Raw genomic sequence first — 13,802 nt, forward strand, 5'->3', positions numbered from 1 at the left:
CCCGCTATGACTTGTCATAACGTTCCCTGTGTCTTGCTATGCTGTTTGCCGCGCTATGATATACTATCCACATACCTATTATCGAAGGAGATCCGATCGTTKAACGTGCTATACAAGGAACAAACCGCCCACCATGACATCTCCATTTATGACACCAACACCTTTTCTGATGAAAAAGGGAGCTTCCGCGTCTTGGAGTTTTCCAATCAGGCCATGCAAGGTGCGATGGATTTGGATCGTCCAGATCGTATCCTTTTCGAATATCCACGAGCCATGATTCATCTCATGCAGATTAATGCTCCCACCTTTGAACGTGTATTCCTTATCGGTCACGGGATCGGCACGATCGCTTCCCACCTGAAGGAGAAACGCTTCACCGTTGCGGAGTTGGATGAACATGTCGTGGCGCTGAGCAGGCGCTACTTCGGTTATAACCAGGACAATGTGCACATCGGTGATGGCAGGCAGCTTCTAAGCTACGAGCCTCCACGAACGTATGATTACATCCTCGTTGATGCTTTTACTGACAAGGGCACACCGCTGTCATTAACGTCATTAACCTTTTTCCAAATCGTCCACACCAAGCTCGACGAAGGCGGCGCTATTCTTCTGAACCTAATGGGCAAAGGTGAGCATGATCCGCTCCTAGCCGCCATTCACACAACACTTCGTGAAGTGTTTAACCACGTTAAAGCATACGCCCTCCCCTCGGAGGGACGCCGCGATCTGCAGAATATGATCCTTATTGGTCAAAATAAGCCGATCATCTGCCACATGCGCCATATGGCCGGCTTCGTCGAAATAGAGCCAGGCTATGGGCATATCCTGATGGATGAAGCTTAATTTCCTTTTTTTATTCACCTGCGGGAGTTGTTTGCTTCCTATCGTTTATAATAAAATGTAAGAAGAAGAAAAAAAGTTCAATAGAAAAGGTGTCATTCATGAGCATATTAAATGTAGAACGACTTAGTCACGGATTTGGGGATCGCGCGATCTTCAACGATGTATCCTTCCGCCTGTTGAAAGGCGAGCACATCGGACTTATTGGCGCAAATGGTGAAGGGAAATCGACCTTCATGAACATCATTACCGGCAAGCTGCAGCCGGACGACGGGAAAGTCGAATGGTCCAAGCGCATGCGCGTTGGTTACCTCGATCAACATGCAGTGCTTAGCAAAGGTATGACGATGCGCGACGTGTTGAAAGGTGCCTTCCAGTATCTCTTCGATATGGAACAGGAAATGAACGATATGTATGGCCGCATGGGCGACGTTTCGCCTGAAGAGCTTGAGCGCTTGCTCGAGGATGTAGGAACGATTCAAGATACGTTAACGAATCAGGATTTCTACATGATCGATGCCAAAATCGAAGAAACGGCCCGTGGTCTGGGTCTGACAGATATCGGCTTAGATAAAGACGTGAACGATTTGAGCGGTGGGCAGCGTACGAAGGTGTTGTTGGCGAAGCTTCTTTTGGAAAAGCCAGACATCCTGCTCCTCGATGAGCCTACGAACTATTTGGATGAGCAGCATATCGAATGGTTGAAACGCTATCTGAACGAATATGAGAATGCCTTTATCCTCATCTCACATGACATTCCTTTCCTGAACAGCGTAATCAACTTGATCTACCACATGGAAAATCAAGCCTTGAACCGCTACGTCGGTGACTACGATCATTTCCTAGAAGTCCACGAAATGAGAAAATCCCAGTTGGAGTCTGCTTACAAGCGACAACAGCAGGAAATTTCGGAGTTGAAGGACTTCGTTCAACGTAACAAAGCAAGCGTGGCCACACGGAACATGGCGATGTCCAGACAGAAGAAACTCGACAAGATGGAAGTCATTGAGATTGCCAAAGAGAAACCGAAGCCACAATTCAACTTCAAAGAAGGCCGCACAGCTGGCAAGCTCATCTTTGAAGCGACAGATTTGGTTATCGGATACGACTCACCGTTATCCCGTCCGCTTAACCTGCGCATGGAGCGCGGGCAGAAAATTGCCCTCGTCGGTGCCAACGGGATCGGGAAGACGACGTTGCTGCGCAGCATTTTAGGCGAAATCCCTGCGTTGTCAGGTTCCGTGCATAAAGGTGAAAACCAACAAGTTGGCTATTTCCAACAGGAAATTAAAGAGTCCAACAACAATACCTGCATTGATGAAGTGTGGAACGAGTTCCCGTCATTGAACCAATTCGAGGTACGCGCGGCGCTTGCTCGCTGTGGACTAACGACCAAACATATCGAGAGCAAGATTGTCGTTCTCAGCGGTGGTGAGAAAGCGAAGGTCCGCTTATGTAAGCTGATTAACCGCGAAACCAACCTGCTCGTGCTCGATGAGCCGACGAACCATTTGGATGTCGATGCGAAGGAAGAACTGAAGCGTGCACTGAAAGCGTACAAAGGCAGTATCATCTTGATCTCCCATGAACCTGACTTCTATCGCGATGTCGTGACAGAGACTTGGAACTGTGAGTCGTGGACGACGAAAGTATTCTAATCCACGCGTAACTTGAAGTGCTTACCCCATTTATGTTGGGGTAAGCTCTTTATTTCAAGGCAGGTTCTGGAAAATAAATTGACCCAATCTTACGCAGCATGGTACAATTAAGCGATCTTAGGTCCGTAGCTCAATGGCAGAGCAACCGGCTCTTAACCGGTAGGTTGTGGGTTCGACCCCCACCGGGCCTATAACGAATCCCCCTCGATCTCCATCGGATCGCAGGGGGATTTTCTTATACGTCGGTGTAACTGGACAAACTGCCTTCAGAATGATACATTATGTATCAATAGTGGGATTCGTCCTCCTCACCTCTGACCTGCCCGATGCTCCGGAACGCATCCGAATGAAGCCACGGAAAGCGAGGAACCGTATGCTTGTTGTTCGATCCATGTTTAAGAGCAAACTGCTGGTATTGCTGCTCATTCTCTGCTTTTTCGACGCACTATTCACCGATATCGGCTTGCAGCTAGCCCTCATTCAAGAGGCCAATCCGTTCATCCGCCATCTCTACGAATGGCACATCATCGCGTATTACCTCGTGAAACTCATATTCCCTCTCGCTCTAATGCTCATATATCCCTATATTCGCCAGAAATTATGGGTACAGCCCTGCCTAACCCTCACTGTTATCGTTTATGCAGCCGTCAATGTGTATCATTTCGTCTGGCTTTCTTATGGGCTAACGTATGTCGCTGGTTCTGCCTAGCTACGCTGTCCTCATAAGGCGATTCCGTTTCGGAAGGTAACTGGAAAATATACAGCTATTTACGAGAAATTTCTTCGAAAACTCGATTTAACTGTAAAATATGTAGCTAAAACGGCCTATTTTCTTCATATTAGGTAAAATGGTTAAAATTAACTGTAGGTTCTCCATCTATTAAGCGATTGATCGAAAAATCTCGAAATATAACTGTATAAAATCCATCTATTTGCCTAGAGCACCGTATATTTGAGAAACTTACAGCCAGCATATACGCATCTTCACGCCCTATGGCGAAAAAACAGAAGCCTGATGTACGTCTACCGTCAACTCGGTATCAACGTCAACATCAGGCCTCTTCGTCCGCATTTTTCACATGCTCAATGAGCTTCACTTAACACGATGCTAGGATTGTTGCCCTGTCCAAGAATTGCATCGATCTCATGCTGAATTCTCTTCAGAATGTGTAAGGCTTCCTGTGGATGGATGCCATTCTCCAGCTCCTTCTCCATAGCGAGCACCTCCGTCACCAGCGCATCTGCGTAGAAATTCACAGCGATCCCTTTCAGGGTGTGGATCTTTCTTTTAACGGCAACCAGCTCCCCGCCATCTATAAATGGGATCAACTGATCATAGAAGTGATGATAATCCTGCTTAAATTTCTCCATCATATACTGGAAAATATGCAGCTTCTGATCAATATTCTGCAGTAATTGCTCTACACCAACGCCTGGATATTGGTTCAACAAGCTTAATTGATTCCATTTCCCTAACATATCTGTCAGCTGCCGTTCCGTAATCGGTTTAATAAGCAAATCATTCATGCCGAGCTTCAGTAGCTGTATGCGATCCTGCATAAGCATATTCGCCGTGAGTGCTACGATCGGCACGAGATTCAAATGCTTGCGCTGTCTCAGCTTCTGGGTAGCCTCATAGCCATCCATCTCTGGCATATGTACATCCATGAGAATCAGCTTCCATGGCTGGCTGTCAGCTAATTCTAAAGCTTCGAGGCCATTCTGTGCGATCACCGTGTGATAGCCCAATTGCTTCAATTGCTCAGAGATGACGAGTTGATTGATCTCATTGTCCTCAACCACGAGAATGCTCCCTTTGGACTCCGTTGCCTGCTCCGCTTCCGTGTGAGTCATGGGAGTAGTTTCCGATGCAATCGCTCGGACCTCCCTCTGAGCTAACTCCTGGATAGCCAGCTTCAGATTCGATCTACTTACAGGCTTCACGAGCACAACATCCGCTTGCAAAGCCTCTGGCAACTCTGACATCCATTCTCTGCCATCTAGTGTCGTATAAGCGATTATCTTCGTACGTGAACGGTCAATAGGCGCGATCACTCGCTCTAACCCATCCTGGTACTCGAGATTTTCCATTTGCATATCGAGAAGCACATAGTCAACAGGCGAGTCGTTCCACGCTTCCTTTTCTAACGCAGCTACTAATTCCGACGCTGTCGCTACGCGATCTGTCTTCAAGTGCATCGCTTCGAGTAATTCCGCGATATGCTTAGCAACAAGAGGATGATCTTCGGCAATCCGAATTCGCTGACTCTGACAAGAATTAAGCTTCGTCTGTACGTTAGCAGGCTGCACTTCCTCTTCGGCATGGACTTTCCCTAGCACTAAATTGAAATAGAATCGGCTGCCTTGACCGATGGTCGATTCAACTTGCAGGACACCGCCCATAGACTGTACTAAATGTTKGCAGATGACAAGCCCTAAGCCTGTCCCCCCATATCGCCGACTCATCGACGTATCTGCTTGTGAGAACGGAACGAAGAGCTTCGAGAGCTGCTCCTTAGAGATTCCGATGCCCGTATCCTCCATGGAGAACGAGAGTAAATAACCCTCATCTGATCTTTCCTCTAGAGCGACTTTCAATCGCAAATAGCCCCTCTTGGTAAACTTAATGGCATTATTCGTTAGATTAATGAGCACTTGCTCTAACCGAAACGGATCCCCACTGACGCGATCAGGCAGGTCCTCCGACGTTTCGAGTATAATCTCGATTCGGTTTTTGCCTAGCGATACACTCGTCAGATCAACTACCTTTTGGAGTGATGCCTCCAGAGAGAAATCTACCGTTTCAAGTGACATTTTACCCGCTTCAAGTTTCGAGAAGTCAAGAATATCATTAATCGTAGCCAACAGAACGTTAGAGGATGAATCGATTTTGCTTAAATAATCCTGCTGAATGGTCGTTAGCTCTGTCCTTTGTAAAAGCAAAGACAAACCGATGATCCCGTTGAGCGGCGTACGTATTTCATGACTCATCCTAGCTAAGAACTGACTCTTCGCCCTGTTGGACTGATCCGCTTCTTCCCGCTTCTTCAAATCCGTAATATCGTGGACCGTTCCMGTCACACCATCAATTTCCTTCTCACCTTCCGTAAATAGAGGCGACAACGTCACATTATAGGCATGCTCGGACCCATCCGGATGCAGGAGGTGAATACCGAACTGTTGCGTTTTTCGCTCCAGAATGGTTTGCTCGAACCCTATTTCCCATGTTTCTGGCTCGTCCATTTGGACCAATTCTGTTAGCCGTTTTCCTTTCACCTGGTCGGCATCCAACTGATACGTCAGATACATCTTACTATTGGACGAAGCAATGGTACCATCCAATTGAAATCGAAATATGAAATCTTCCGAGTTTTCTACCAAAGTCCGATACTGTTCATCCCTAGCTCTTGCTTTAATTAATGCAGCGCGTTGCTCCGTAACATCACAAGCAGAAGCGATCAATTCAATCACGTGACCATATTTATAGATGGGCTGTAGACTGACTAGGATTGTAAAACCGTTATAGTCATACTCATAATTGACTCGTTCGCCCTGCCATGCCTTTTCGTAATATTGTTGGATACGAGCCATAAAAGATTCGTTAAATACATTCACTTCACTGAATTTCTTGCCAATAAATTGGCTGGGTTTCAGACCTAACATCTCCAGCAGCTGTCCTTCAATAACGATATACACGAATTCATCGCGGTGTTTATGCAGCTTAAACGTGAATCCCGGTTGAAACCGCAGCATGTCCAGCATCTCTTCCTCAACCTGTCGAATCTGCCCTTTATATTCCCGATTTCGAAGCATATACCGCATGAAGCAAGCGATTACAAAAACACACATGAACTGATAACTGACGTATTTCAAGATAACATCCAGCGATGTCCCGAATACGAGCCATATCATGGCATAATAAAAGACAAAAAAGAACGTAGACGCATACAGCCATCTCATCCAATACGTTTTTACTTGGGCGAAAATGATGCCAGTTCCAGTAATCGCTGCAAGGCCAATGAACAAAAGCGGCAACGAAATCGCACCTTCCACGACAAATCTAGCTATCCATACGCAAGCAAACGTAATGAATAGAGAAACTATTCCTCCCATATAGGCAGCTAGCAGCAGACCGACACCACGGAAATTCAGACTCACCTGTGGCGCCATTTGAATACTGAAATTCATCAAGATGACCACAAGCGCACCATGTGCCAATCCGATATAGACTTTATGTAACCAGGTTGGCCTCTGATCCAGCTTCATGACAAGGAAGAAATGTTCCACAACTACGACAAAGACCGTTATTAACGCAAAATTGACAATCAAATCACGCAACAGAACAATCACCAACCCGTTTCTGACTCTAGTGCGGATACGCTTCTAACTTATCCTTCATCATTCTATCATTTCGGTTAGGCTAGTTGATACAACATTTCTTCAATATGTCTAACTTCCACTGGTTTGCTAAAATAATAGCCTTGAACGAAGCGGCAGCCATACTCGCGCAGCACCTGCAATTCTTCTTCGGTTTCAACGCCTTCTGCGACGACAGAGAGGTTCAACTGATTCGCCATGGAGAGCATGGTACTCACAATAATTGCGTTCACTTGGCCGTGTTGTAACCCTTTAATAAAAGATTGATCTATCTTTATTTTATCCACCGGGAGGTCACGCAGGTAGCCAAGCGAGCTATAACCTGTTCCGAAATCATCCATGGCAATGCGCAGACCCAGCTCTTTGAGTTTGCCTATTGTATCCGCGGCTAGTCTGGCATCCACACTTAGGCTCTCTGTAATTTCAATTTCTAAGTACTGGGGCTCTAAGCCGGTTTCCTCCAAGATCGTTGCTATGATTCCACTTAAGCGACTATCATTGAACTGCTTGCGTGATAAATTAACAGCTACAAACATCGGTGGCAAGCCCGAAAGCTGCCATTTTCGGTTCTGTCTGCATGCTTCTCGCAGCACCCACTCTCCAATATCGTGGATAAGCCCGCTTTCTTCAGCTATCGAAATAAATTCCGACGGGGGGACAAAGCCGACATCAACATTGTCCCAGCGTAGTAGACACTCCATCCCGACAACACAACTTGTACTAATATCAACAACAGGTTGATAGACAAGATTAAATTCTTCCTTCGAAATGGCATGTCGAAGATGCGATTCAATATCCATCCGTCTCTGCAGTAATGCGCCATTAATTAACGGAGCACACGGCTGCAAGCTATCCATGTAACCGTCTGTGTGTGTGGTTGCAGGATATACGCCTTTAACGCCATTTTGAACGGCAAGCTTGCAACGTTCGAGGAAGTAGGTGACTACCCCTCCTCCCTCCAAACCCGAAACCAACATCTCTTTATGGAAATAATCGACTGCGCCAAAACGCATCGCTTGGATCGTTTGAGCCGAGCCTTCTGATGTCAGTGTACTTAATATGATTACAGGAATAGGACTATGGTCCATGATTAATTGAAGCGCCGAAAGTCCCAGTAAATCAGGTAAGTCCATATCAATGAGGATCAAGTCCGGCCTGTCACGAAACACACATGCTAGTACGGCACTGCCATCTGCTACAACCTCTGACAGTATAAGCTGTTCATCCTGCTTTAATATGGTCGCAATGACCCCCTGCGTTCGTTCCAACCTACTCACTAGTAGTACTCCATGCCTGCCTATCAGACTCATTTTCCCCGCCACCTCTTCAAGCCATTCTTACTTATACTACCAGTATACTTTCCACTTATTAGGTTACTTACTTAAATCTTATGAATTTCACACCTCCTTTTCGCTAATATTTTACTAACATTTTTTTGAATTTCCTAGATGAAAACGGTTTACTCTTAAAATTCGACAGCGTATAATAGAATTATTAGCTAAATATTAGCAATATCACTCACCTCATCACTTTTACGAATTTCAAATTAGAAAACTATGCGTTAGGGGGAACTTCTAATGGACAGAGTTCTATTAATTGAGGACGATGATATTATAGGTGAGATGATCTGCATGTATCTGAAGGAGGAAGATTTCTTAGTTCTCAGGTGCCACAATGGACAGGAGGGTCTAACGGCCTTAAACAATTTCCAACCCGATCTGATTCTACTTGATCTTATTCTTCCTGACTTTGAAGGTACAGAGCTATGCAATTCCTTACGAGGGCTAACACCTGTTCCGATTATTATCATCTCCTCTAATTCCAAAGTCAGCGAGAAAATCGAAGCCTTTACCGTTGGTGCCGATGATTATTTATGCAAACCATTCAGTATGCATGAAATGAAGGCACGCATCCAAGTCCTATTACGCCGCTTCAAAAAGGAACTACCCGCTGAGCAGCAACTTGCTACTCCTACCCCGATTCGCCAACGGATTACCGTTCCCGCCATGGAGCTCCAAATTAATTTAGAGAAACGAACCTTGCACGTACGAGGTGAATCGATCGAAATGACCTTCTCTGAGTTTGAGCTCATTCGATTGCTAGTTGAACATCCTGAACGGGTATACCGTCGCGAGGACCTGATCAATGCTTTACGCGGATTCGACTCCTACATAAATGAACGGGCGATCGATGTACATATTACGAATTTGCGCAGGAAAATCGAGATCAATCCCAAAGAGCCAAAATATATTAAGACCGTATGGGGCGTAGGCTATAAATTTGTCATCTAAGCCAATTACATATTGACCTGATCCAAGAGTGGATTGGGTCTTATTTTTTTGTTTTCATTATTAAAATTAGTAAGAAATGGGTTGACTTTCCAGCTCCATACCTTTATCATTTAAATTCTGAACCGCTGCCGTAAGCGGTAATTATAACTATGTAACTTACAGGTGAGGTATTCGAATGCACAATGATAAGTACATGAGGAAGCTAGATACGCTAGGTCAAGAAAAGAACGAATTATCCGATTTGTTAGCCGACAGCACAGTGCACGCTGAGCATAGAACGGAAGATCATCTAGCTGCTCTGAAGAAGCCTGTCTGGGCTGCAGGAATTCCGAACCATCTCGATATCATTCATGTGGGGGAAAATCATATACATATCTTGAGCTCCTCACTAGAAACCCTCCATGTCATTCCCAACGGCATCCTCGATCTGAATCATCAATTCAACTTACGAAGGGCTCCTAACCAAAGGCAGATCGCACTGTGTATCAAATGGCTGTCTTGTCGCTTGCCGCCTACCTTACAGACTTTCGCTTGTATCGGCAGAGGACTTCATGCCCTGCAACAATCAGCCATTGAGCTTGAACAGGATCGCTATTGCTTACGCGAGGATTTCCTTCTATTTGCGCAGCAATTGGCCCTTCAAGAGTTTCATACCTTTGCTGCTAATTCCCCTTCGAAACCAGTATGGGTGCAGGAGATTATTGCCTTGCACTGCGTTATTCTAGCGGGATTGTTCAAATCAGGTGCCTCTAAATTCATGCCACACACGTTGGAATCCAATTCATTAACGGGGCTAATCTAAGTAAAAAGCATCTCTCCTTCTTGTTTGGATGAAGAAGATCCGCGCAGATCTTCCGAAGGATTCTTAATGGACCCTATCTGCGATAGAACCAGCCTTAAACGAGGTCGTTTATTGGGAATGACCTCGTTTAAGGTATTTAATTAACCAGGTATTTCTCTGACCTATTACTTAGGTAGGCTAAATATAAACGAGGGTTATGGAAGGGGCAGGGGCAGCCGCAGCGTCCGCTGACGGCAACGCATGGGACTCATGAATAAACTGTTGTTCCGTTTATTCATCAAAGAAACGCCGATAGAAACCTTTCCTATCGACAGCTATCTGAAAGCGAATGACACGCTAGATTTCCCTGCTGGTTTACAAACGATCCCTGCTCCCGCGCATAGCGCAGGGCAAACGGCCTTGCTGCTGCCGAAGCAAGGCGGCGTGATGTTCGCCGCGGATGCAGCGGCCAATATGATGGGCCTTGGCTGGAGCATCGGCCACGAGAACTTCGCGCAAGCGAAGCAGGACTTGATCCGCCTAGGAAAGGCGGAGTTTAATGTCGCTTGCTTCGGCCACGGCAAGCCGTTGCTCGAGAAGGCTTCGCAAACGTTTCGAGCCAAGTGGGCTCACTGAAGCAAGAGAGATAGTCGATTATTTCGACTATCTCCTCTGCTTTTKCCTCTCTTGTACCCGAGATAGTCGATTATTCGACTATCTCCTCTGCATTAGTTCGATTTTGCCGAATTAATCTCACCGCGCGCGCCAATAAATCTCAATTAGTCCGAAATGACCCAACTAAATCGCCCCAAACAACCCACACGCCAGGAAAATGGCTAAATAGTTCGGCATAATCGGACTATTCCTCCATTTTCACAAGCAATCTTCGTTTTAGTTCGGAGAAATCGGACTAAATCGAGGATTTTAACAAATAAAACAGGCCGTCCACAAGTAGACACTTATCTACTTTACAGGACGACCTGTTATCACTCAATCACTCATTCCTTCTTCTTCACCTTGATTGAAGCCAGTGTGGCTCCCTCAGGCACAGCGTGTCCTCTCGATTTGGACAATCCGATTCGCTGTGACGTGTAGATCCCTGAGTGGCCGGAGAACAAATAGCTCACGATGCACGCCATGAACATGTAAAGGATCCCCTCGGAGCCGAACAGCTCCACGCCCATGATGAAGCATGCTAGCGGCGTGTTCGTCGCGCCACTGAATACCGCGATTAGCCCAAGCGCCGCTAAGAATGGCGCAGAAAGCCCCAACAGATCGGCTAGCGAATTGCCCAGCGTAGCGCCAATGACGAACAGCGGGGTTACTTCCCCGCCGAGATAACCGGCACCGAGAGTAAGCGAGGTGAACAACGTTTTCCATAAGAAGGCCAAATGCGCAACGGGCTCTTCAAAGGATTGCTGTAGCAGCGGAATGCCCAGCCCCAGGTAATCCCTCGTTTTGAATACCGCAACAAGCGCAATAATCACAAGGCCGCCGACAAACGCTCGCAGCACCGGGTTCGCAAATAGCCGCGTATACAGCTTTTTCACCCCATGCGTTAGCTCGCTAAATAGGATGCTGGCTAATCCGAATAGAATTGACGCCATCACGACCTTGAGTATAACCCCTGTGGATAACTCAGGGACGCTCCCCATCACATAGTGAATATGCTGAATCCCCCATGCCGTGGTCACGAGGTGGGCCACCAAGCTGGCAATAAAACAAGGGATCAGCGCCTGATATCTCACCATCCCAATGGCGACCACTTCCATGCCGAAGACGGTTCCCGCAAGCGGCGTCCCAAACACAGAGCCAAACCCGCTGCTAATGCCGCACATGAGCAGGATTTTCCGATCAGCCTCATCCACTCGGAAGATGCGCCCTATCCATTCGGCGAAGCTTCCCCCCATTTGAACAGCCGTCCCTTCGCGACCTGCTGATCCGCCAAATACATGCGTGACAAGGGTCCCTATGAGAACCAACGGTGCCATCCGGAAAGGAATCACTTCCTTGCCATCATGCAGCTGTTCGAGGATCAGGTTATTCCCCCTGCCCGAATTTTTGCCCATTTTCAGATAGACATAAGCCATCAGCGCCCCGCCTAAGGGTAATAGAAACAACAACCACGGATGGTGCAATCGTTTCTCAGTTACAAGGTCTAAGCTGGCTAGGAACAGCGCAGAAGCGGAACCCGTCACAATGCCGACTAGGCTTCCATAGAAAATCCATTTAATGAATGAACCTATTAATGCAACATGTAGGAATGAATCAGCATGCTCTGCGAGTGCCTTTAGACGATGTTTCAACGTAATTCTCACCCCTCATTGAAAGGCCTAGTGTTGCAAGGGTCCGACTCGATCCAACAGATGCTTGCTTTCCGCGTTCAAGCCAATCATCGTTACGGTTTTATTGATTTGCTCGTATCTTTGCATGGTTTTGGCAATCGCCGTCACGGCCGAATGATCCCAAACATGAGATGAGCTGAAATCGATAACGATGGATTCCGGGTCATTTTTATAATCGAAAAGCTCAACGAAATGCGCCATCGTACCAAAGAACAACTGTCCCGTGATGCGATATACCTTGGTCCCATTTTTCTCGATCGTCGTGTGAGCCTTGATTCTTGCTGACCGCCAGCCATACACCAACGCGCTTAATATCACACCAGATACAACACCTATCGCCAAATCAGATGTAGCCACAACGATGGCAACCGTCACAATCATAATCAGCGCATCACTCCGTGGAATTCTTGCCAACGTTCTTAACGAGTTCCAATCGAAGGTCCCGATGGATACCATGAACATCACGCCAACTAGCGCCCCCATGGGAATTTGCTTCACGACATCGCCGAGAACAAGAATAAGGAAGAGTAGAAATACACCGGAAACGAACGTCGATAATCGCGCTCTTCCTCCGGATTTCACATTAATAACCGTTTGCCCGATCATGGCACAGCCTGCCATCCCGCCAAACAACCCTGAGACCACATTCGCGATTCCTTGGCCCTTTACCTCTTTGTTTTTGTCGCTTTTGGTCTCTGTCATTTCATCCACAATCGTGGCCGTCATCAGGGATTCCGTCATGCCGACAACCGCAAGTGCTAAGGAGAACGGCAGCATGCGCCAGATCAGTTCGAAAGACAATTCAATTTGTGGAATATGGAAAAAAGGCAGCTCTTGCGTAATTTTGCCCATATCTCCTACTGTCCGAAGATCTAGATGCAAACTCGTAGAAATGATAGTCATTACAATGATCGCCACAAGTGGCGAGGGCACGGCCTGTGTGAATCTCGGCAATATATAGATAATCGCAAGGGTACCAGCAATCATCAACGGCATTTGCCAATTCGCCCCTTCAAAGCTTGGGATCTGCGCCATAAAAATAATGATCGCCAATGCATTCACGAATCCCGTCATGACCGAATGGGGGATAAATGTAATGAATCTGCCAAATTTCAAAAGCCCCATCACATACTGGAGAATGCCCGTAAGTATCGTCGCGGCGAATAAATACTCGATCCCGTATTTCGCCACAACAGGTCCCATCAACGAAGCCATAGCCCCTGTAGCAGCCGAAATCATTCCTCTACGCCCGCCTACAATAGATATCGTAACGGCAATACAAAATGAGGCGTACAACCCCACCATCGGGTCAACACCCGCTAAGATCGAAAAGGCAATAGCCTCAGGAATCAGCGCTAAAGCCACCGTTATGCCTGCGAGAACATCCTTACGGACGTTCGAGAACCACGCCATTTTAAACTGCTGAACCAACAACCTATCTCCACTCCTTCCACGTACTTCTTGACCTTTCAGTCTCAGAAAAGTCGAGTCCGTTCGTCAACTTGTCTCA

General features: G+C 46.7%; 10 protein-coding genes and 1 tRNA gene. 7 read left to right on the forward strand and 4 right to left on the reverse strand.

Annotation, left to right across the window (positions count from 1 at the left end; all coding sequences use genetic code 11):
* Window positions 1-105 precede the first annotated feature (105 nt).
* From AB4114_RS28235 to AB4114_RS28250, 4 genes are all read left to right on the forward strand, one after another.
* A complete protein-coding gene (locus AB4114_RS28235) occupies window positions 106-843 on the forward strand; it encodes a spermidine synthase (protein WP_441991460.1) in 738 nt (245 codons plus the stop codon).
* 98 nt (window positions 844-941) lie between these two features.
* The gene (locus AB4114_RS28240) at window positions 942-2,498 is read left to right on the forward strand and encodes an ABC-F family ATP-binding cassette domain-containing protein (protein ID WP_171637022.1); all 1,557 of its coding nucleotides are present in this window, start codon (window positions 942-944) and stop codon (window positions 2,496-2,498) included.
* Between the two features lie 119 nt (window positions 2,499-2,617).
* Window positions 2,618-2,689, forward strand: a tRNA-Lys gene (locus tag AB4114_RS28245).
* Between the two features lie 182 nt (window positions 2,690-2,871).
* Entirely contained in the window at window positions 2,872-3,207 is a 336-nt protein-coding gene (locus AB4114_RS28250; RefSeq protein ID WP_441991461.1) for a DUF5658 family protein, read from the forward strand.
* Between the two features lie 374 nt (window positions 3,208-3,581).
* Here AB4114_RS28250 and AB4114_RS28255 read toward each other — a convergent pair whose 3' ends face one another.
* Together AB4114_RS28255 and AB4114_RS28260 are read right to left on the reverse strand one after the other, a co-directional pair.
* The gene (locus AB4114_RS28255; RefSeq protein WP_441991462.1) at window positions 3,582-6,836 is read right to left on the reverse strand and encodes a response regulator; all 3,255 of its coding nucleotides are present in this window, start codon (window positions 6,834-6,836) and stop codon (window positions 3,582-3,584) included.
* A gap of 77 nt (window positions 6,837-6,913) precedes the next feature.
* Window positions 6,914-8,152 (reverse strand): GGDEF/EAL domain-containing response regulator, encoded by a 1,239-nt coding sequence (locus tag AB4114_RS28260; RefSeq protein WP_441991463.1) that lies wholly within the window; start codon window positions 8,150-8,152, stop codon window positions 6,914-6,916.
* A gap of 300 nt (window positions 8,153-8,452) precedes the next feature.
* On the opposite strand from AB4114_RS28260, the gene AB4114_RS28265 reads away from it, so the two are divergent.
* From AB4114_RS28265 to AB4114_RS28275, 3 genes are all read left to right on the forward strand, one after another.
* Window positions 8,453-9,166, forward strand: a complete 714-nt coding sequence (locus AB4114_RS28265; RefSeq protein ID WP_441991464.1) for a response regulator transcription factor — start codon at window positions 8,453-8,455, stop codon at window positions 9,164-9,166.
* A 175-nt stretch (window positions 9,167-9,341) separates the two neighbouring features.
* Window positions 9,342-9,968, forward strand: a complete 627-nt coding sequence (locus tag AB4114_RS28270; protein ID WP_441991465.1) for a hypothetical protein — start codon at window positions 9,342-9,344, stop codon at window positions 9,966-9,968.
* A gap of 249 nt (window positions 9,969-10,217) precedes the next feature.
* Window positions 10,218-10,583 carry a hypothetical protein gene (locus tag AB4114_RS28275; protein ID WP_441991466.1) on the forward strand — a complete coding sequence of 122 codons (366 nt, stop codon included), beginning with the start codon at window positions 10,218-10,220 and terminating at the stop codon, window positions 10,581-10,583.
* Window positions 10,584-10,945: 362 nt separating this feature from the next.
* Here the strand turns inward: AB4114_RS28275 and AB4114_RS28280 are convergent, their stop codons facing one another.
* Window positions 10,946-12,253 carry a voltage-gated chloride channel family protein gene (locus tag AB4114_RS28280; protein ID WP_441991467.1) on the reverse strand — a complete coding sequence of 436 codons (1,308 nt, stop codon included), beginning with the start codon at window positions 12,251-12,253 and terminating at the stop codon, window positions 10,946-10,948.
* A 27-nt stretch (window positions 12,254-12,280) separates the two neighbouring features.
* Complete coding sequence (locus AB4114_RS28285) at window positions 12,281-13,723, reverse strand: SulP family inorganic anion transporter (protein ID WP_441991499.1); 1,443 nt, start codon at window positions 13,721-13,723, stop codon at window positions 12,281-12,283.
* Between the last annotated feature and the right edge of the window lie 79 nt (window positions 13,724-13,802).

Source organism: Paenibacillus sp. 2RAB27, assembly GCF_052115445.1.
Classification (GTDB): domain Bacteria; phylum Bacillota; class Bacilli; order Paenibacillales; family NBRC-103111; genus Paenibacillus_E.